This window comes from Sporosarcina sp. P16b, assembly GCF_002743065.1.
Lineage (GTDB): Bacteria > Bacillota > Bacilli > Bacillales_A > Planococcaceae > Sporosarcina.
In genome coordinates, this window is record NZ_PDYO01000001.1 from 103,536 (window position 1) to 123,310 (window position 19,775).

General features: G+C 41.3%; 21 protein-coding genes and 1 other annotated feature. All 21 genes read left to right on the forward strand.

What is annotated here, in order from left to right; genetic code table 11:
- The first annotated feature begins 8 nt into the window (after positions 1-8).
- Positions 9-869, forward strand: coding sequence for a cell division protein FtsQ/DivIB (locus tag CSV77_RS00525; protein WP_099671920.1), 861 nt, complete (start codon positions 9-11; stop codon positions 867-869).
- Positions 844-1,569: a DUF881 domain-containing protein gene (locus CSV77_RS00530; protein ID WP_099671921.1), complete on the forward strand. Its 726-nt coding sequence runs from the start codon at positions 844-846 to the stop codon at positions 1,567-1,569. The genes CSV77_RS00525 and CSV77_RS00530 overlap by 26 nt, the downstream gene beginning before the upstream one ends.
- Before the next feature lie 19 nt (positions 1,570-1,588).
- Positions 1,589-2,305 (forward strand): DUF881 domain-containing protein, encoded by a 717-nt coding sequence (locus CSV77_RS00535; RefSeq protein WP_099671922.1) that lies wholly within the window; start codon positions 1,589-1,591, stop codon positions 2,303-2,305.
- 7 nt (positions 2,306-2,312) lie between these two features.
- Positions 2,313-2,678 carry a small basic family protein gene (locus CSV77_RS00540; protein WP_099630850.1) on the forward strand — a complete coding sequence of 122 codons (366 nt, stop codon included), beginning with the start codon at positions 2,313-2,315 and terminating at the stop codon, positions 2,676-2,678.
- Between the two features lie 169 nt (positions 2,679-2,847).
- Complete coding sequence (gene ftsA / locus CSV77_RS00545) at positions 2,848-4,065, forward strand: cell division protein FtsA (RefSeq protein ID WP_369802722.1); 1,218 nt, start codon at positions 2,848-2,850, stop codon at positions 4,063-4,065.
- Between the two features lie 49 nt (positions 4,066-4,114).
- A complete protein-coding gene (ftsZ, locus tag CSV77_RS00550) occupies positions 4,115-5,284 on the forward strand; it encodes a cell division protein FtsZ (protein WP_099630852.1) in 1,170 nt (389 codons plus the stop codon).
- A 179-nt stretch (positions 5,285-5,463) separates the two neighbouring features.
- Positions 5,464-6,312 (forward strand): sigma-E processing peptidase SpoIIGA, encoded by an 849-nt coding sequence (locus CSV77_RS00555; protein WP_099671923.1) that lies wholly within the window; start codon positions 5,464-5,466, stop codon positions 6,310-6,312.
- On the forward strand, positions 6,306-7,016 hold the full coding sequence (sigE, locus tag CSV77_RS00560) for an RNA polymerase sporulation sigma factor SigE (RefSeq protein WP_099671924.1): 711 nt from the start codon (positions 6,306-6,308) through the stop codon (positions 7,014-7,016). Before CSV77_RS00555 ends, sigE begins: the two co-directional genes overlap by 7 nt.
- Positions 7,017-7,120: 104 nt before the next feature.
- A complete protein-coding gene (gene sigG, locus CSV77_RS00565) occupies positions 7,121-7,906 on the forward strand; it encodes an RNA polymerase sporulation sigma factor SigG (protein ID WP_085133171.1) in 786 nt (261 codons plus the stop codon).
- An 839-nt stretch (positions 7,907-8,745) separates the two neighbouring features.
- Positions 8,746-8,991 (forward strand): PRC-barrel domain-containing protein, encoded by a 246-nt coding sequence (locus tag CSV77_RS00570; RefSeq protein ID WP_099675178.1) that lies wholly within the window; start codon positions 8,746-8,748, stop codon positions 8,989-8,991.
- Between the two features lie 66 nt (positions 8,992-9,057).
- Positions 9,058-9,750 (forward strand): YggS family pyridoxal phosphate-dependent enzyme, encoded by a 693-nt coding sequence (locus CSV77_RS00575; RefSeq protein ID WP_233189523.1) that lies wholly within the window; start codon positions 9,058-9,060, stop codon positions 9,748-9,750.
- A complete protein-coding gene (locus CSV77_RS00580; RefSeq protein ID WP_143565313.1) occupies positions 9,747-10,244 on the forward strand; it encodes a cell division protein SepF in 498 nt (165 codons plus the stop codon). The genes CSV77_RS00575 and CSV77_RS00580 overlap by 4 nt, the downstream gene beginning before the upstream one ends.
- 65 nt (positions 10,245-10,309) lie before the next feature.
- Positions 10,310-10,600: a YggT family protein gene (locus CSV77_RS00585; protein ID WP_099630857.1), complete on the forward strand. Its 291-nt coding sequence runs from the start codon at positions 10,310-10,312 to the stop codon at positions 10,598-10,600.
- A 69-nt stretch (positions 10,601-10,669) separates the two neighbouring features.
- Positions 10,670-11,446, forward strand: a complete 777-nt coding sequence (locus tag CSV77_RS00590) for a YlmH family RNA-binding protein (RefSeq protein WP_099671925.1) — start codon at positions 10,670-10,672, stop codon at positions 11,444-11,446.
- A gap of 99 nt (positions 11,447-11,545) precedes the next feature.
- Positions 11,546-12,112, forward strand: a complete 567-nt coding sequence (locus tag CSV77_RS00595; RefSeq protein ID WP_099635912.1) for a DivIVA domain-containing protein — start codon at positions 11,546-11,548, stop codon at positions 12,110-12,112.
- A 42-nt stretch (positions 12,113-12,154) separates the two neighbouring features.
- Positions 12,155-12,375, forward strand: a binding site (T-box leader).
- Between the two features lie 105 nt (positions 12,376-12,480).
- Positions 12,481-15,240: an isoleucine--tRNA ligase gene (gene ileS, locus CSV77_RS00600; RefSeq protein WP_099671926.1), complete on the forward strand. Its 2,760-nt coding sequence runs from the start codon at positions 12,481-12,483 to the stop codon at positions 15,238-15,240.
- 138 nt (positions 15,241-15,378) lie between these two features.
- Positions 15,379-15,855: a signal peptidase II gene (gene lspA / locus CSV77_RS00605; protein WP_099671927.1), complete on the forward strand. Its 477-nt coding sequence runs from the start codon at positions 15,379-15,381 to the stop codon at positions 15,853-15,855.
- Positions 15,855-16,760: an RluA family pseudouridine synthase gene (locus CSV77_RS00610; protein ID WP_099671928.1), complete on the forward strand. Its 906-nt coding sequence runs from the start codon at positions 15,855-15,857 to the stop codon at positions 16,758-16,760. The genes lspA and CSV77_RS00610 overlap by 1 nt, the downstream gene beginning before the upstream one ends.
- A 225-nt stretch (positions 16,761-16,985) precedes the next feature.
- Positions 16,986-17,534: a bifunctional pyr operon transcriptional regulator/uracil phosphoribosyltransferase PyrR gene (pyrR, locus tag CSV77_RS00615; protein WP_099631026.1), complete on the forward strand. Its 549-nt coding sequence runs from the start codon at positions 16,986-16,988 to the stop codon at positions 17,532-17,534.
- A gap of 20 nt (positions 17,535-17,554) precedes the next feature.
- Complete coding sequence (locus CSV77_RS00620; RefSeq protein WP_099630863.1) at positions 17,555-18,841, forward strand: uracil-xanthine permease family protein; 1,287 nt, start codon at positions 17,555-17,557, stop codon at positions 18,839-18,841.
- Positions 18,842-18,895: 54 nt separating this feature from the next.
- On the forward strand, positions 18,896-19,774 hold the full coding sequence (locus CSV77_RS00625; protein ID WP_099671929.1) for an aspartate carbamoyltransferase catalytic subunit: 879 nt from the start codon (positions 18,896-18,898) through the stop codon (positions 19,772-19,774).
- Position 19,775: the final 1 nt, after the last annotated feature.

The following is a 19,775-nucleotide window of genomic DNA, read 5'->3' on the forward strand; positions in this document are numbered from 1 at the left end:
AATAGGATGTGGAAAAAATAATAGATATTGAAGATCGGATTCCATCCATGCGTAAAAAACGCAGAAGAAAGGCCAATATGAGCTTTCTTTTGCTAGTCGTGATATTCGTCCTTGTTCTTCTTGCCTTGTTGTATTTCCAATCTTCATTAAGCGATGTTTCGAATATATCCATTAATGAGACTGTTTTACACGAAGGTAAGGAGTATAAAGATCAGAGTGGATTGTATAAGGGGCAATCACTATGGGGGTTCCGTGCTAAAGATATAGAAAAAAATATCAAGAAAATTCCTGGCGTGAAGGATGCTCAGGTGAACCGTGATTTTTATAATGATGTTTCTATTCATGTTACAGAATGGGAACCGGTTGCCTTTATAGAGAATAAAGGACAATATGATCTATTGTTGGAAAATGGTGAACGCTTAGAAACTACCGATCCAGATATCCTTTCGCATGCCCCCATTCTATCAGGTTTTACCGATCCTGAAGTAACGGAACGAATGATCAATGAACTACAAATGATGGATAGTACAGTTTTCGAACTTCTGTCAGAGCTTCGTTATCAAGGAGAAGAAAAAATTGACGTATTTATGAGTGATGGATATGAAGTTCATGCGATAATTCTAGGTTTCGCTGATAAAATGTCCTACTATCCGGATATCATCGCTCAATTGCCTAAAGAAGAAAAAGGCGTTCTAGATATTGAAATTGGCGTGTACTTTAAAACCTATACAGATTTCTACAAAGAACCAGTACCGATAGATGTGGAGATCCCACAGCCTACTGAAGAGTCAAATACAACAAAAAATAAACCGGTCGATGTAGAAACGAATAAGGAGGAAGAAAGTGAGCAAAAAACTGAAGAAAACTAGAGAGAAACGCGGCAAGCAATTAGTGCTATCCATCGTATTTCTAGTCCTAGGCTTCATGCTTGCGTTTTCCTACCGTACAATTGGCAGTGAGCAACAAATGCTGGATTTAGAGCAAACCAATTTATTTCAGCAAGAAGAACAGTATCGGGCAGATTTAATCGAACAGCAAGAAAGAAATAAGGAATTGACGAATGAATTACTAGAGAAACAGAAAAAAGTGCATTCGTTTGAACAGGATTTCTCCGACAAAGAAAAAAATCATGCGGTCCTTGTAGAAAAAGCACGAGATTTACGATTGTTGCTTGGCGATATACCGTCAAAAGGTGCGGGGATAAAAGTGACATTGGAAGATGCGGACTATGATCCTTCAATACAAAATCCGAATGATTATATCGTCCATGAGAGTCACGTTTTACGTGTAATCAATGAATTGAAAATCGCAGGTGCGCAAGGAATGACAATCAACGGGCAACGGATTAATTCGAATTCGTACATAAAATGTACAGGCCCTGTTATTATGGTTGATGGTAGAACATTTCCAGCACCTTTTATTATAGAAGCAGTAGGAGATCCGAAAGTGCTATCACCGGCGCTACATTTAAAAGGCAGTGTTATAGATGGCTTGTTGAGAGATAATATCGTCGTCACATTAGAAGAAATGAAGGAAGTTCAACTACCTGCGATTCGTGACGAAGTATGAGGGATTGTGGGGGGGTAGAGTGAAGCAAAAAACACACTGGAAGTTCACGTTGATTCTCGGTATAGTGGGATTTGTATTGGCTTTACAATATAACACGATGAATACCACATCTCCGCGAGACACACGGGATTTATGGGCTATACGTAAAGAATTATCAAGTGAAAAGAAAATCCATTCTGAACTTTTAGAAGAAATCAGAGGAATTGACCAGACGCTTGCTGCTTATAACGCATCACCCGAAGCGAATGCAGCAAATGTGTTGCAAGATACATTGGATAAATTGTATAAACAAGCGGGATTCATGCCGACCACTGGTCCAGGATTTGTAATAGAAGTCGCGCCATCTCCAGAAAGTATTGCGCTTGGTTATGAAATAAAGCCAGTATCATCTGAACTGCTGGCTTGGTTTATTAATGTGGTGAATCAACAACAAGGTAATGAGTTGGAGATTGACGGCAAACGCTTTACTACATTGAGTTGGATTCGGGATATCAATGGTAATCTGACAGTCAGTGGGGAAGTGGTTTCTACACCACCTTTCAAAATTAAAGTCGTTTCTCCTTCGAAGGAAGCAAGTGAAGAGTTGTATAATCAATTATTGACAACTACTATTCAAGATGAGTTTTATTTGGACGACTTAATTTTGACCATTAGTGAACCAATGGACCGTATTACGTTACAAGGCTGGACGGGCGGTTTTGAAAATCGATTTTTAAAAGAACAAACAAAGGAGTAATGACAATATGTGGCTACCCTTACTTGGGCTCCTCCTTGGCGTTTCACTAGGTTTGCTCTCGGATATACAGATCCCGCAAGTTTATAATAACTATTTAACTATTGCGATTCTCGCTGCATTTGATACACTATTTGGTGGAATCAGAGCCTATCTTCAGCAAGTGTATGACGATCGAATATTCGTCAGCGGATTTTTCTTCAATATACTTTTAGCAGCAGCACTTGCTTTTATTGGTGTACACTTAGGTGTTGATTTATATTTGGCAGCAGTTTTCGCTTTTGGTGTACGATTATTCCAAAACATCGCGGTCATCAGAAGAATTCTGCTCGCAAAATGGACGGGGAGAAACAAAAATTCCGACACAAATACGTAATATTACATGTTTTTAGAAGAGGGTGTTGAAAATATTTAGACAAAGCAGTCATAATACAATAGAATGGAAGTTACTAGTTACATTAAGGAGGTGTCAATAATTGAGTAAATCAAATCATTACGTATCACTTGATATAGGATCATCCACAATTAAAGTCTTAATTGGGGAGATGGATCAAAATGCCCTGCATGTAATCGGTGTAGGAAATGTTCAGTCTGCTGGAATTCGCAAAGGAACAATTATTGATATTGATGCCACTGTCCAGTCAATCCGTAAAGCGATTGAACAGGCTGAAAGAATGACAGGCTTGAAAATTGAAGAAGTAGTTCTTGGCATACCTGCAAATGGCGTCCAGTTCCAAAACGTCAAAGGCGTTGTGGCAGTGAACTCTGAAAATCGTGAAATCACAGATGATGACCTAGAAAGAGTTATGAAATCATCACAAGTAATGAATGTTCCACCCGAAAGAGAATTCGTCAATTTGGTGCCAAAGCAATTTATTGTCGATGATTATGATGAAATCACAGATCCCCGTGGTATGATGGGAGTAAGATTGGAAATGGACGCAACGTTAATTACGACGTCCAAAACTCAACTACATAACATTTTACGCTGTGTAGAAAAAGCTGGTTTACAAATACGCGAAATTTATTTGCAGCCATTAGCGGCAGGTACATTCGCATTATCCGAAGATGAAATGTATCATGGAACTGCCTTTATTGATATTGGCGGAGGATCAACTACGGTTTCGGTGTTTGCTGAAAATCGTTTGATTAGTACATCTGTATTACCTGTTGGCGGAGACCATATTACAAAAGACCTGTCGATCGTCTTAAAAACACCTACAGAACAAGCAAGAATGATTAAGCATCAGTATGGACATGCCTATTATGATGATGCTTCAGACGAAGAATTATTTGAAGTACCAGTAGTAGGGTCAGATGCAAAAGATCAATATAGCCAGCGATATATCTCTGATGTTATCGGTTCACGTCTTGAAGAATTGTTCGAATTGATTCTCGAAGATTTGTATGCAACAGGCATCCGTGACTTGCCTGGAGGTATCGTCATCACAGGCGGTACGGCTAAACTGGACGGAATTTTACAGTTGGCTCGTGATGTCTTTAAAACAAGAGCTAGATTGTACACACCAGAATATATTGGTGTCCGTGAGCCAATGTATTCTACTGCGGTTGGCTTGATTCGCTATGCGTATATGGAAGATGTGTTCTTCGGTTATGAAGAAGAGCAGGTTGGGGCACCTCAAACGCCAGATTCCATTTATGAAGTTGCGGAACCTGTAGCTCGGCCAGTTAAACCGAAGAAAGAAAAAGGTCAAGGATTCATGAAACGCGCTAAAAAAGTATTCGACAATTTCTTTGAGTAAAACATTATGTTAGACGGGGAATTGCAGATAATTTAGAGGAGGAAAATCAATGCTTGAATTTGAGACGAACATAGATGCATTAGCAGTAATTAAAGTTATTGGAGTGGGCGGCGGCGGAAACAATGCGGTAAACCGTATGATTGAACATGGAGTGCAAGGCGTAGAGTTTATCGCGGTTAACACGGATGCTCAAGCATTGAAATTATCATCGGCTGAAATCAAACTACAAATCGGTGAAAAGCTGACTAGAGGACTAGGCGCTGGCGCTAACCCTGAAGTAGGTAAAAAAGCAGCTGAAGAAAGTAAAGAGCAGATCGAAGAAGCTTTACGTGGAGCAGATATGGTCTTCGTTACAGCTGGTATGGGAGGCGGAACGGGTACGGGTGCAGCACCAGTTATTGCTCAAATCGCCAAAGATATTGGTGCATTAACAGTAGGCGTTGTCACACGTCCGTTCACTTTTGAGGGGAGAAAGAGATCTACTTCGGCAGCTGGCGGTATTGCAAGCATGAAAGAAGCAATCGATACGCTAATTGTTATTCCGAATGACAAGTTGCTAGAGATTGTAGATAAAAACACTCCTATGCTTGAAGCGTTTAGAGAAGCTGACAATGTATTGCGCCAAGGTGTTCAAGGTATCTCGGATTTGATTGCAGTACCTGGATTGATCAACCTCGACTTTGCTGACGTGAAAACAATTATGTACAACAAAGGTTCTGCATTGATGGGTATCGGTATGTCTACCGGTGAAAATCGTGCAGCGGAAGCAGCGAAAAAAGCTATTTCTAGTCCATTGCTTGAAACATCAATCGATGGAGCCAAAGGTGTCCTAATGAATATTACAGGTGGCTCGAACTTGAGCTTGTTTGAAGTACAGGAAGCGGCCGATATTGTTGCCACTGCTTCAGACGAAAACGTTAACATGATCTTCGGTTCTGTCATCAACGACGATTTGAAAGATGAAATCATCGTAACAGTCATCGCGACAGGATTTAACGAAGAACAATTAGCTCCATCAAGACAACGTGGTGCTGGTGTAACGGGGGGCGTTCGTCCACAACGACCTGTACAACAGCAACCGCCAACACAAAGCAGGTATGAAGAGCAACCACGTTACGAACAACAAGCTGAGCCAAGACAGCCACAGGTTAATCAGCATCAGCACGAAGAACAACTGGATATCCCTACGTTCTTACGTAATCGTACGCGTCGTAAATAATAAATAGAACTAGCTTCCCGCAAGAGATGAAATTCTCATGCGGGAAGCTTTTTTGATTTCAACATCCCGTGATGACTCTACGCATTTAAAAATATGTCGAAGTTTTTATTGGAAACAAACCAAAGCCCGACAGGTTTTTCATTAAAGCCATGATAATCTGTTTGTAAGGAGGCCGGCATATGTATGGAGAACTGATGATAGGGATCAATATGCTCTTTAACTACGCCATCCTATCGTTCACTAATAAAGTGGGAAATCATCAAACGAGCAAAAGGAGGTTATGGAGTGCGGCATTTCTCGGTGCCTTCTTTATTACATTGTTCCCGTATTCTTTGCTAGCGATGATCTTCACTTTTTTAGGAATGACGTATATTGCATTTGGACAAACGTTTAGTAGTTGGAAAAGTTCGATCCTCGCTGTACTGATCGCAGCTTTCTTCGCAGGGGGAATGTTGACCTTGATCTATGCTCAGATAAGTGTCAGCGTAAATCAGAGCTTTTTATTCGTAGCGATTGGTCTAACATATCTATCGTTATACATCGTGAAGCATAAATGGATTGACACACGCATGATGAATAAGTTAATGAGTTTCACGCTTGACTCAGAATTAAATTTATGGGGACAATCTATTCCGCTTAAGGTATTCATCGATACGGGTAATCATTGCGTAGAACCATTGTCAGGAGATCCTGTACATTTTATCGGCTTTTCGGCAATCAAAGAACAGCTGCCAGTCGACTTCGCTTCAGCACTAGTGTCCTGGAACCCTGAAAAATCTCCAGACTTGGCCAGTTTCCCTGCTACTTATCAAAAGAGTCTTCGGTTAATACGATTGCAGACTGTTCAAGGTGCTTCGTGGGCTGTCGGAATCAAGTATGATAGCTGGTTGCTCGAAGGAGAGTTATTGCCTGTAGGATATATCGTCTTGACGAAAGAACAGCATCAATACCCTCAAGGTGCAGCGGCTATTTTGCAAATGAGTGCGATGGATGTACTAAAAGAAGAAGGGAGAACGGCTATATGTTGATAGTAGTAAAGAAATGGGTTTCTTATATTGCGGGATTCTTCAGACGAAAAGGCGGCATATTTTATATTGGTGGACATGAATCTCTTCCTAAGCCTCTCGATAAAGAGCAGGAAGCTAAAATGATTGCTGCATTAATGAATGGAGATGCTGCGGCACGGGATACATTGATTGAAAAGAATTTACGTCTCGTTGTCTATATCGCAAGGCGCTTCGATAATACGAACACGAATATTGAAGATCTTATTAGTATAGGAACTATCGGATTGATCAAAGCAATCGAAACATTTAAAGCGGATAAAAATATTAAGCTTGCGACATATGCTTCCCGTTGTATTGAAAATGAAATTTTAATGCATTTGCGTAAAACGAATCGAATTCGTTCAGAGATCTCATTTGATGAGCCGTTAAATTCGGATGCCGATGGCAATGAGTTACTTCTTTCAGATATCTTGGGGACGGATGAAGATATTATTATAGACGATGTTGAGAAAAAGCTGGAGCGGCAGTATATGATCGATGCCATTTCCATTTTAGATGAAAGAGAACGTTATATTATGGAGCAACGATTCGGACTGATGGGAACGAATGAAATGACACAAAAAGAAGTGGCGGATCTTCTCGGTATTTCACAGTCTTATATATCTAGATTGGAAAAGAAAATCATCTCTGAGCTTCGAGATCGACTAAATCAGCCAATTTCATAACTGGACTTATCGGCAGAAATTGGCGATTCGTGAATTCGCATATTCTAAAGAGTTGAGGACACACTACTCTGTACACTCACCTATAGAATGCGGAGGAAGAGCCAATGGTACGTACAAGAGTAGAAATTTGTGGCATCAATACGTCCGAGCTGCCTTTATTAACTGCAGATGTGATGAAAGAGACATTCATCCGTTTGCAAAGCGGTGACGAATTTGCTAGAGATGAATTGGTATTTGCGAATTTACGTCTCGTACTTAGCCTTGTTCAACGCTTTAACTATCGTGGAGAGCAGGCTGATGATTTATTCCAAGTTGGTTGTATTGGGTTGTTGAAAGCCATAGACAATTTTGATTTAAAACATAATGTCCGGTTTTCCACCTACGCTGTGCCGATGATCATTGGAGAAATCAAGCGACATCTTCGTGATCATCATGCCGTTCGTGTATCCAGATCGTTGCGTGATATCGCTTATAAAGCCATCAGGGCAAAAGAACAGTATGTCAACGAACATCAACACGAACCAAGAATTTCAGATCTCGAGAAAATCACCGGCATACCGGAAGAAGATATACTCTTCGCCTTAGATGCCATACAAGACCCCATGTCATTGCATGAGCCAATGAACAGCGATGGCGGTGATCCAATTTATATGATGGATCAGCTACATGATCAAAGAGTATCAGAGGATCGCTGGATGAACTACGTATCCATTAAAGATAAAATGAGCGAGCTGGACGAACGTCAACAGCTAATCGTATCCAAACGATTTTACCTCGGTCAGACGCAAACTGAAATTGCCAAGGAGCTTGGGATATCGCAAGCGCAAATTTCGAGAATTGAGAAGCATGCGATGGAGCAGATTCGGCTTGGAATTGAGCAGAAGAAATAGTAATAGCGATTAATATACAGCGACTGTCCTTGCCACTTGAGAGTGGGGAGGGCAGTTTTTGTTTTTGTTGGCGAAGTGAGTGGGTGAGGGGAAGGCAACGTTACTCTGCGTTCCAGGCGGACGCGTTCGGGAGGGCCCGCGGTGAGCCAACCAGGTCGCGTAGCTCCCTTTGGTTGTCTCACCTGTCGGGCTGATCCTCCCCGAGTCGCCGCCTTCCACTCCGATTCACTTTTGTTTTTTCTGGATATAGATGGGAGGAGATATAGTCAAACCCAAACCCAAACCCAAACCCAAACCCAATACGCAAGCGCTCATAGATTCGTCTAAGTGATCATAGCAACTTCACGACCGCTCAATGATCTCAACAAGCGATCATATTCATTAGGTGAACGCTCTTAGAAGCAATTAAGTGATCATACCTGCGTTGTAAGCGCTCATTGAGCTTCAGGCCTTTATAGATTTTGAATTTAAATAAGTAATAAGGCGCCACTAAGTCACTAGCCAATTTCAATGACGTTTAAAACTAATCGCAGTCTCACGGTAGGATTGCAGTGGAAGAGGTGGCGACTCCTGGGGATCAGCACAATCTTGAGACCCTGGACTGAGCGAGAGCCGTTGCGAAGTACGGCTTTTGCGAGTAAAAGCGAAACGTTAGGAGCACATCTTTGCACGTAGCGGTGGAAGCGGCTCAAGATTGTGCCCCCGGAAAGCGTCCACCTCTGCAACGGAAATCCCAACCCACTAGTCTTATTTCTCTGTATATTTACTAATTGGTGAAGTGATTTTTCACGTTCTCATTAAAATGCCCTATGCATAGTATGAAAGAAGGAGGGGAAACTATGCGTTTTTCCAGCTTACAGAAAAAAGAAGTGATTGAACTGAAAAAAGGGTCTTTCCTCGGTTTTGTTCAAGATGCTACAATTGACATCGAAAAAGGAGAAATTGCGCAACTTCATATAGGAGAACTTGAACGCTCCTTTTTCTCAGACAGCAAGTCAAAAGGTGTTCAAAAAATCAATTACAATGACGTCATGACGATTGGTAAAGATATTATCTTGATTGAGAATAAAAGGCTCAATAAATGACTTATCGTTGATATATAGTGCCCAAATTGATACAATGAAATAAAGCTGATGAAAAGTAGTGATAATATGGGACAAATAGAACAACGACTAGAAACTATACAAAATCAAATAAACGAAGCATGTGAAACGTCAAATCGCAGCTCGGATGACATCACGTTAATAGCCGTCACGAAGCAAGTATCTTCCGCTAGAGCGCAATCGCTACTAGATATTGGGATTAAGAACTTAGGAGAAAATCGCCTCGAAGGATTGCTTGATAAACAAGAAACGATTGAAGATCCAGTCAATTGGCATTTTATTGGTAACTTACAGACGCGCAAAGTAAAAGAATTAATCGACACGATTGACTGCCTTCATTCGCTTGACCGTATGAGCCTTGCGAAAGAAGTGAACAAGCGGGCAAGTAAGCCGCTAGATTGTTTTGTACAAGTCAATGTTTCAGGTGAAAAGTCTAAATCAGGCATTACACCGGATGAAGTAGATCTATTCTTTGAACAATTGGCGGCTTATGAAAACATTCATGTAATTGGACTGATGACGATGGCACCAAACACGGATGATGAATCAGTAGTTCGCAACACATTTCGTTCTTTACGTGAACTACGAGATCGAATCGCAACAAAAGGATTACCCTATGCACCGTGTACAAAACTGTCCATGGGTATGTCCAATGACTTTACAATCGCAATAGAGGAAGGTGCAACTCATATACGCATCGGCACTGCATTGGCCGGATCAGAAAGCGAGGAAACTGAATGAGCCTTAAAAAACGATTGGAAAAAATGTTTTGGGTACAGGAAGAAGATTTAGTTCAACAACCGAAACCTCAAAGTAAACTTACAAAAGGTGAACAAGCAATGGCTCGCAAAGAGATGAAGAAGCTAGGAGGTAAGAAACGAGCTGTCAATGGTCGTCTTCAAGCCTCTCCGCAAAAACCTTCATCTACACAAGCCCCTGTGATTAGTCTACAAAGTCTTCAAAAATCATCAAAAGTCATTCTACTGGAGCCGCGTTCTTATGCAGAAGTAGAGGACATTGCAGAACATCTGAAGAATCGCCGTTCTGTCGTCGTGAACTTACAGCAGATAGAGCGTGATCAAGGATTTCGTATCATTGATTTCTTAAGTGGTACAGTTTATGCCCTTGGTGGCGACATTCAACGAATTGGCGCAGATATATTCCTATGTGCACCTGACAACGTAGAAGTAGCTGGTAAAATTACGGAGTTTCTATCTGAACAACAAGAACGATAGGCTACGAAACTTAGAGCTTTCAACCAATGAAAGTTGAACAATTTGAATGAGGTGTACATGTTATTATGATCGCATTATTAAACAACTCGTATTTATTTATTTCTGGGGCCTTGCAATTATATTCTATTCTGTTGGTCATTTATATTTTAATGTCATGGGTTCCTTCCACAAGAGAAACAAAATTTGGGCAGCTTATAGGAAAAGTAGCTGAACCCTATTTAGGCTTTTTCCGTAAGTTCATACCTCCATTTGGTATGATTGATTTTTCACCGATTGTTGCATTGCTGTCTTTACAATTAATCAGCAGAGGGATTGGACAGATATATTTGATGATCTTCCAAGCATTAGTAAGTTAAGTATATCCTAAACTGAATTCGGAAATCCTCACAAGGTGAGGATTTTTTTATATAAGGAGAAGAAATAGAATGGATTCAATATTTCAACATTTTCGTAAAGAAGAACAACCGTTTATTGAAAAAGTGAATAGTTGGGTGAAAGAAGTGGAAGATACGTATGCACCCAAGCTAACAGAGTTTATGGATCCACGTCAGCGGTTCATAACGGAATCCATGGTGAGGAATTCAGATCTCACTTTGACAGCAGAAGGTGGCTTTAACGAGGCTGAACGACAGCGTGTGCTAATCTATCCAGATTATTACACCCCAACTAAAGAGGATTTTCAAATCAGTGTATATAAAGTGAATTATCCACAAAAATTCGTCACAATGAAACATTCCGAGCTCCTTGGTTCCTTACTGTCTGTTGGAATTGAGCGTTCACGATTTGGTGATATTCGACTAACTGAAGAGACAGTGCAATTTGCGGTTGCTCAGGAGGTATCTGAATACATTCACGTCCATTTCACGCAAGTAGGTAAAGTGAAAATTTCAGTAGAGCCAGTTCCAAATACGGAAGATTTTATTAACGTAAAAGAAGAGTGGACGGAAGATCTGCATATCGTTAGTTCATTGCGTTTGGATACCATTGTAGCAACAGTAACAAACAGTTCAAGAGCTAAAGCTTCGTCTCTTATTAAGGCGGAGAAAGTTAAAGTGAATTGGGCTATGATTGATCAACAAGCGTTTGAAGTGGAAGAATATGATGTCCTGTCAATTAGAGGGTATGGCCGCTTTAGAATCACGAGTATCGAAGGACGTACAAAGAAAGATAAAATTCGAGTGATGATCGGTGCACTAGTCTGAATTGAATCCTTGATAAATTAAGAAAAGTAGTGTTTAATCAAGTAGTAAACACAATCACACTGTAAACTATGTAAGCATACTGAAAGGAGAAAGCGTATTATGGCTTTAACCCCTACGGATATACATAACAAAACGTTTAATACGAAATTTCGTGGCTATGATGAAGATGAAGTGAATGCATTTTTAGAACAATTGATGAAGGATTATGAAAACGTCCTGAAGAAAAATGAAGAACTTGAAAAAACGGTTTCTGATAATGAAGTGAAGATTACTCACTTTAATTTAATAGAAGAAACGATGCAAAAATCCATTCTGATTGCACAAGAGGCTGCAGAAGATGTTCGGAAAAATGCTATTCAAGAATCAAAGTTAATCATTTCTGAAGCAGAAAAGAATGCGGACCGCCTTGTTAACGACGCACTTGCGCAGGCAAGAAAGATTGCACTTGAAGTTGAAGTGTTGAAGAAACAGTCAAAAGTATTCAAAAGCCGTTTCAAGATGATGGTAGAAGCACAGCTAGATATGATCAATACTGAAGACTGGGATGACCTGTTGAAGTATGAATTGGATACATCCAGTGTCGAAAGTGTAGCTGAGCAAGAGTTGGATATTCCGAATGTAGATAGTTTAGATGAAGAGCTAGTGAAGCAGACGAAAGAAGCTTGACAACTTTCGAACACATTTTTATAATGAAAAGTAAATTGAAACGAAGAAGCGTTGACGGAAAAAGTACTTTCTGATTTTGCCCATAGCGAGCCGGGGATGGTGTAAGCCTGGTGGTGAATCAAAAACGAAAATCACTCCTGAGCTAGAACCTTTATATAGATCTTGGTTCTCGGTCTCACACTGCCGTTACTAGTGTCTAAGCGGCAATTGCTTTATGCGATTGCAAGTAGGGTGGTACCGCGAGAATGAACCTCGTCCCTTTTTGGGATGGGGTTTTTCTGATTTCTTAAGCAGTTGAGCGCTTGAGCTAGCCGAATTCATTTCTATAGCAATAAAAAGAATTACCCATATTTTAAGGAGGAATTATAATGGAATATAAAGATACATTGCTTATGCCGAAAACTGATTTCCCTATGCGTGGAAATTTGCCAAATAATGAGCCGAAAATACAGGAAGAGTGGAATGAGAAGAATATCTATCAGCAAGTTCAAGAACGTACCGCAGATCGTCCGTTCTTCATATTGCATGATGGACCGCCTTATGCGAACGGTGACTTACACATGGGTCACGCACTGAACAAGGTGTTAAAAGACTTTATCATTCGTTATAAATCGATGTCTGGATTCCACGCACCATATGTTCCAGGTTGGGATACACATGGTTTGCCGATTGAGCAAGCACTTGTAAATAAAAAGATTGATCGCAAAAAAATGAGTACTGCTGAATTCCGTAAAATGTGTGAAGAGTATGCCCTACAACAAATTGACAATCAGCGAACGCAGTTTAAGCGTTTAGGGGTTCGTGGAGATTGGGAGAATCCATACATCACACTGAAGCCTGAATTTGAATCACGTCAAATACAAGTGTTTGGTGAAATGGCTAAAAAAGGATACATCTATAAAGGACTAAAACCTGTCTACTGGTCTCCTTCAAGTGAAACTGCTTTGGCGGAAGCGGAAATTGAATATCAGGATAAAAAGTCTCCCTCCATATATGTCAGCTTCCCAATCTCGGATGGGAAAGGTGTACTGGAGCATGATGTGAAGTTCCTAATCTGGACAACAACACCTTGGACCATTCCTGCAAACTTAGGAATTTCCGTTCATCCTAAATTTACGTATGTTGTAGTAAACGTACAGAATGAGAAGTTTGTAATTGCAAAGGACTTAGTCGAGTATTTGGCGAAAGAGCTTGAATGGGAAGAGTACACGATCGAAAAAGAAATTCAAGGCGTAGAACTAGACCGAATTGTTGCAAGACATCCGTTTTATGATCGTGATTCATTAATCATGTTAGGTGAGCATGTTACGGCAGATGCAGGTACAGGCTGTGTCCATACAGCACCAGGTCATGGTGAAGATGACTTCTACGTGAGCAAGCAATATGGAATCGATGCATTATCTCCGGTTGATGACCGCGGTGTCATGACAGATGAAGCTCCATTTTTCACAGGTATGTTCTATGAGGATGCGAATAAAGCGGTGACTGAAAAGCTGGAAGAAGTCGGAGCGCTTCAAAAATTGTCATTCTTCACTCACTCGTATCCGCATGATTGGCGTACGAAGAAGCCGGTTATCTACCGTGCGACTGCACAATGGTTCGCTTCTATTGAATCTTTCAGAAGTGATTTACTCGAAGCCATCCGAACTACTTCGTTCACGCCAGCTTGGGGAGAAACACGTTTATTCAATATGGTCCGTGACCGTGGCGACTGGTGTATTTCTCGTCAGCGCGTATGGGGTGTTCCGATTCCGGTATTCTATGCGGAAAATGGTGAGGTCATTCTTACAGATGAAACGGTCAGTCATGTAGCAGATTTATTCCGCGAGAATGGATCAAATGTCTGGTTCGAACGTTCTGCTAAAGAACTATTGCCAGAAGGCTATACACATGAAGGAAGCCCGAATGGCGAATTCACGAAAGAAACGGATATTATGGATGTTTGGTTCGACTCGGGTACCACACATCAAGGTGTACTAGATGAACGTGATGATCTTCGTTACCCAGCAGATTTATATCTTGAAGGTTCCGATCAATATCGCGGTTGGTTCAACTCTTCATTGACAACGAGCGTAGCCATCAACGGTATTGCACCGTATAAAGGTATCTTGAGCCATGGTTTCACATTGGACAAAAATGGTCGGAAGATGAGTAAATCTCTAGGGAATGTTATCGTCCCTTCGAAAGTCATCAATCAACTTGGTGCAGATATCGTGCGTCTATGGGTATCGTCAGTAGACTATACAGCAGATGTTCGGGTGTCTGATTCGAACTTTAAGCAAGTTTCAGAAGTCTACCGTAAGATCCGTAATACGATTCGCTTCTTGCATGGTAACGTAGCCGACTTTAATCCGGCTACAAATCGTGTAGCATTTGATGATATGCGTGCAATTGATCAGTATGTCTACGTGAAGTTGCAGGATTTGATCGAGGAAGTTCTTACAGCGTACGATCAGTATGCTTTCCCTACGGTCTACCACGCAATCAATAATTTCTGTACAGGTGTACTAAGTTCACTTTACTTGGATATTGCGAAAGATGTAGTCTATATCGAAGCTGCGGATCATCCAGATCGTCGTGCAATGCAGTCAGTGATGTATGATACATTGATTACACTTGTCAAGCTCATCACACCAATCTTGCCACACACTGCAGATGAAATGTGGAAAAACATTCAGTACGTTGAAGAAGATAGTGTCCAATTGACGGATATGCCTGAAGCTGATCATAAAGGTGAAGTAGCGGACACGCTTCGTGAGCGCTTCGATAACTTGATGGAGATCCGTGATGATGTCTTGAAAGCTCTTGAGGAAGCGCGAAACGCGAAAGTAATTGGGAAATCATTGGAGGCAAAAGTGACTGTTGTGTTGCCTGAAATTCAACGCGGCATATTGCAAGCAGACGATATCGATTTTGCACAATTCTTCATCGTCTCGGACTTTGAAGAAAGTACAGATGCAGATTTACCGAACGGATTGAAACTAGAGCATGCAACGGTCTTGGTAGAACCTGCTGAAGGTGAAAAATGTGAGCGTTGCTGGACAATCTCTGAAACGGTTGGAGAAGATGCAGAACATTCAACACTATGTACACGATGCGCGACTGTTGTGAAAGAAAATTATGCGTAAGTAATTTTGATGTCGCAGCCATCATCATTCATTCGTGGATGATGATGGCTTTTTTGAATCGTTGAACTAACAAACATAATGAAAGACGTGTTTTTGTGGTAAACTAAAGAAGAAATTAGCTGGACGGAGGGTAATGAAGTGATCGTTTATTATGCAATCGCAGCACTGGTCATTGGCTTGGATCAATTGACGAAATGGCTAGTCGTAAAAAATATGGAGTTAGGTGAACATATTTCTGTTCTAGATCCTTATATTGCATTGCTATCTCACCGTAACCGTGGTGCTGCATGGGGGATGCTTGAAGGGAAGATGTGGTTATTTTTTATAGTGACCATTGTAGTAGTAGTAGCTATTGTTTACTTCTTCCATACAGAAGGTAAAAAGGACCGACTACTAGGTATGAGTCTGATGCTATTGCTAGGCGGTGCGATTGGGAACTTTATCGATCGACTAGTAAGGGGAGAAGTAGTGGATTTCATCAGCGTCTTGATTCCTGTTATAAATTATGATTTCCCGATATTTAATGTGGCGGATGCCGCATTGACAATTGCTGTCATACTTATTTTGTTACACGTAATACTTGACGAAAAAAAGAAAAAGAAAAAGGTGTCCTAATGGAAAGAATTGAATATGAAATAACTGAAGAACTTACAGGCAATCGAATAGATAAAGCATTGGCTACTCTTCAACCGGACTGGTCCCGTACACAAATCCAGCAATGGGTGAAAGAAGAACATGTTAAGGTAAATGGCAGTGCAGTTAAGCCGAACTATAAAGTCAAAACAGACGATAAGGTTACTGTCGAGCAGCCGGAAATCGAGGAGTATGATGTTGAAGCTGAAAATTTACAACTTGAAATTGTATACGAGGATCAAGATGTATTGGTTGTCAACAAACCTGTAGGAATGGTGGTTCATCCGTCGGCGGGGCATGTAAGTGGTACTCTAGTTAATGGATTGATGTACCAAGTGACAGATTTGTCAGGCATCAATGGTATCATGCGACCGGGTATCGTACACCGTATTGATAAAGATACTTCAGGGTTATTGATGGTAGCAAAAAATGATAAAGCGCATGTTTCATTAGTTAATCAGCTCGTCGCGAAATCGGTTAATCGTGTATATACTGCTTTAGTTCACGGACATATTCCGCATGATAACGGCACAATAGATGCACCAATCGGACGTGACAAGCGTGATCGTCAACGAATGGCGGTCGTGGATGACGGGAAAAATGCTGTTACACACTTTAAGGTTCTAGAACGTTTTGGCGCGTATACATTGGTTGAATGTCGTCTTGAAACAGGTAGAACTCACCAAATTCGTGTGCATATGAGATATATTGGGTATCCTCTTGTAGGAGATCCGAAATACGGTCAAAGAAAAACAATCGATTTTGGCGGACAAGTACTACATGCGGGAACTGTTGGTTTTAATCACCCTGCGACAAATGAACACATGGAGTTCACTGCACCATTGCCTGAAAATTTCCAACAGTTACTAAACGAATTACGTTCTTAATAGGCGTTGACAAACGTTTAGTAAGGGATGTATACTCTAATAAGCAATTGAATAGCGATACCTTTAACGTCAGTCCTGTGAGGCTGGGAAGGTTGCACGGAATTACATGATAACTTACTGCGGTAAGTATCGATGTATGCTTTTTTCTGCACGTCCGCCCTCCAGTCTACTCTGACTGGAGGGTTTTTTTATGGAAAAGGTAAGAGAGAAAGGGGACTTATTGATATGACGGAAAAAGCAGAAATACTAGACGAACAAGCCATCACGCGGGCGGTCACACGTATTGCCCATGAAATTATCGAAAAAAACCGAGGTATTGATCACTGCATCCTAGTTGGCATTAAAACAAGAGGGGCAATCTTAGCGAAACGCTTAGCGGATAAGATTGAACTAATCGAAGGTAAACCTATCAAAACCGGTGAATTGGATATCACATTGTACCGGGATGATCTTCAATTAAAGAACCAGCAAGGAGAAGCATTTGTACAACAAGTCGATATCGAACATAATGTAGCGGATCAAAAAGTCATCTTGGTCGACGATGTTCTTTATACAGGCAGAACGGTTCGTGCTGCACTAGATGCCATTATGGACTTGGGAAGACCTTCTTCCATACAGCTGGCTGTCTTAGTAGATCGAGGTCATCGAGAACTACCGATTCGTCCAGATTTTGTTGGTAAGAATATCCCGACCTCAAATGAAGAACGGGTAGTAGTCAGTATGATCGAAAAAGATGGAACGGATGGAGTCAAGATTCACACACGCACATTATAAAAAGCTGGGAGAAATGATAGATGAGTGTAAAAGTATTGGATGTACATGAAAAACCGCAACCTATTCGTTGGCTGGTACTGAGTTTGCAACATATGTTCGCTATGTTTGGCGCGACAATCTTGGTACCACAATTAGTAGGCTTAAGCCCTGCTATTGCGCTATTAACGAGTGGGATCGCAACCATCGTATTTATTATTGTGACGAAGTTTCAAGTTCCGGCCTATCTAGGCTCTTCATTCGCTTTTATTGTACCCATTCAGATGGCGACGCAATCTGGCGGTATCGGCAGTGCAATGATAGGTAGTATGTTCGTAGCATTGGTCTATGCGATTATATCGTTACTGATTTATAAAACAGGCTATAACTGGATTATGAAATTATTGCCACCCATCGTTGTGGGACCGGTCATAATGGTGATTGGATTGGCGCTCGCACCGACAGCCGTAAATATGGCCAGCACGATCAATGTTGACGGAGCGGATGTTTATAGCGGCTTACACTTTTCCGCGGCTCTAGTAACACTTGCTTCTGCAGTATTTTGCTTAATGTTCTTTAAAGGAATTATCAGCTTGATGCCAGTTCTTATAGGAATCGTAGTGGGGTACATCTACTCTGCGTTCATCGGTATTCTAGATTTCAGCAAAGTTGTAGAAGCCAAGTGGTTTGCGGTACCGGAGATGCTGATTCCTGGTGTGGATTATGAATTTGTCGTAACACCGACACTTCTGATCATTATGGTGCCAATAGCGATTGTCACGATCTCTGAGCATATAGGACACCAGTTGGTACTAGGTAAAGTAGTAGATCGCAATTATATTGAAAGTCCTGGATTACACAGATCATTGCTTGGTGATGGACTGGGCACGCTTATGAGTGGACTAGTCGGAGGACCACCTAAAACTACATATGGAGAAAATATCGGTGTACTTGCTATCACGCGGGTTTATAGTGTGTATGTGATCATGGGGGCTGCGGTATTTGCGATACTCTTCTCCTTCATAGGCAAAATTATGGCGTTGATCGCTACAATTCCTACAGCAGTACTTGGGGGGATATCCATTCTGTTGTTCGGTATCATCGCTTCATCAGGAATACGGATGCTTATCGACCACAAGATCGATTTTGATAATCAACGAAATCTAGTTATCGCGTCCATCATCCTAGTCATCGGAATCGGTGGAGCGACTGTCAATATAAGTGAAACATTCCAAATCGGCGGTATGGCACTGTCAGCAATTGTCGGCGTTCTGTTAAATCTCGTGTTGCCAGGTAAAACAGATGATACTTTGATGGATCGGGAAGAATAGAAAAAAAGCAGTTCGTGCATGAATTACTTGCATTTCGTGAAGGAGGAACATCTGATGGAACATTTAGTTTCAATGAAAGACCTGACAGTTGAAGAGATCATGCTCATACTCGATAGGGCAGCGATTTTTAAGCGGCTGGGCTTCAGGGAATTGCCTGGAACATATACCGTCTGCAACTTGTTTTTTGAACCTAGTACGAGAACAAAAACGAGTTTTGAAATGGCAGAACGTAAAGTAGGCGCGCAAATCATTCCTTTTGAGACGAGTTTCTCGAGTACTTTAAAAGGAGAATCTTTGTATGATACGATTAGGACGTTGGAAGCAATTGGGTTGGATGCTCTAGTCATTCGTCATCCAGCCGATGGTTTCTATGAGGAACTGATAAAACGTACGAATGTTGCCATCATTAATGCAGGAGACGGATCAGGTCAGCATCCGACACAATCTTTGCTCGACATCTTCACGATTCAAGAAGAATTCGGACATTTTGCAGGACTGAAAGTATTGATTGCGGGGGATATCGCCCACAGTCGTGTAGCTCGCTCAAATGCGGAAGCTTTGCGGAAGCTCGGAGCTGAAGTCACGTTCCTCTGCCCACCGGAATGGGCAGGAGAATTCGACAGTGTTGACAACTGGGATGAAGTGATTGAAACGAGTGATGTCGTTATGCTGCTTCGCGTACAACATGAGCGTCACAATACAGAGATGGCTTATACGAAAGCTGCTTATCATGAGCAATATGGTCTCACTATAGAACGGGCTGCAAGAATGAAAAAAGGTGCAATCATCATGCATCCTGCTCCAGTGAATCGTGATGTAGAAATAGCGGATAGTTTAATAGAGGGTCCGCAATCACGAATTTTTAAACAGGTAGAAAACGGCGTCTATATTCGGGCAGCTGTTCTAGAACTTATTTTGAAGGGGCGGAAGTAAT

Excerpts from the sequence above, each read along its gene's own strand:
- CSV77_RS00575 (WP_233189523.1), top strand. The coding sequence starts at position 9,058 with ATGGGACAAATAGAACAACGACTAGAAACTATACAAAATCAAATAAAC.
- CSV77_RS00610 (WP_099671928.1), top strand. The coding sequence starts at position 15,855 with ATGGAAAGAATTGAATATGAAATAACTGAAGAACTTACAGGCAATCGA.
- CSV77_RS00570 (WP_099675178.1), top strand. The coding sequence starts at position 8,746 with ATGCGTTTTTCCAGCTTACAGAAAAAAGAAGTGATTGAACTGAAAAAA.
- CSV77_RS00595 (WP_099635912.1), top strand. The coding sequence starts at position 11,546 with ATGGCTTTAACCCCTACGGATATACATAACAAAACGTTTAATACGAAA.
- sigG (WP_085133171.1), top strand. The coding sequence starts at position 7,121 with ATGGTACGTACAAGAGTAGAAATTTGTGGCATCAATACGTCCGAGCTG.
- ftsZ (WP_099630852.1), top strand. The coding sequence starts at position 4,115 with ATGCTTGAATTTGAGACGAACATAGATGCATTAGCAGTAATTAAAGTT.
- CSV77_RS00540 (WP_099630850.1), top strand. The coding sequence starts at position 2,313 with ATGTGGCTACCCTTACTTGGGCTCCTCCTTGGCGTTTCACTAGGTTTG.
- ftsA (WP_369802722.1), top strand. The coding sequence starts at position 2,848 with ATGGATCAAAATGCCCTGCATGTAATCGGTGTAGGAAATGTTCAGTCT.
- CSV77_RS00555 (WP_099671923.1), top strand. The coding sequence starts at position 5,464 with ATGTATGGAGAACTGATGATAGGGATCAATATGCTCTTTAACTACGCC.
- pyrR (WP_099631026.1), top strand. The coding sequence starts at position 16,986 with ATGACGGAAAAAGCAGAAATACTAGACGAACAAGCCATCACGCGGGCG.
- CSV77_RS00620 (WP_099630863.1), top strand. The coding sequence starts at position 17,555 with ATGAGTGTAAAAGTATTGGATGTACATGAAAAACCGCAACCTATTCGT.
- CSV77_RS00580 (WP_143565313.1), top strand. The coding sequence starts at position 9,747 with ATGAGCCTTAAAAAACGATTGGAAAAAATGTTTTGGGTACAGGAAGAA.
- CSV77_RS00590 (WP_099671925.1), top strand. The coding sequence starts at position 10,670 with ATGGATTCAATATTTCAACATTTTCGTAAAGAAGAACAACCGTTTATT.
- ileS (WP_099671926.1), top strand. The coding sequence starts at position 12,481 with ATGGAATATAAAGATACATTGCTTATGCCGAAAACTGATTTCCCTATG.
- CSV77_RS00585 (WP_099630857.1), top strand. The coding sequence starts at position 10,310 with ATGATCGCATTATTAAACAACTCGTATTTATTTATTTCTGGGGCCTTG.
- CSV77_RS00625 (WP_099671929.1), top strand. The coding sequence starts at position 18,896 with ATGGAACATTTAGTTTCAATGAAAGACCTGACAGTTGAAGAGATCATG.
- sigE (WP_099671924.1), top strand. The coding sequence starts at position 6,306 with ATGTTGATAGTAGTAAAGAAATGGGTTTCTTATATTGCGGGATTCTTC.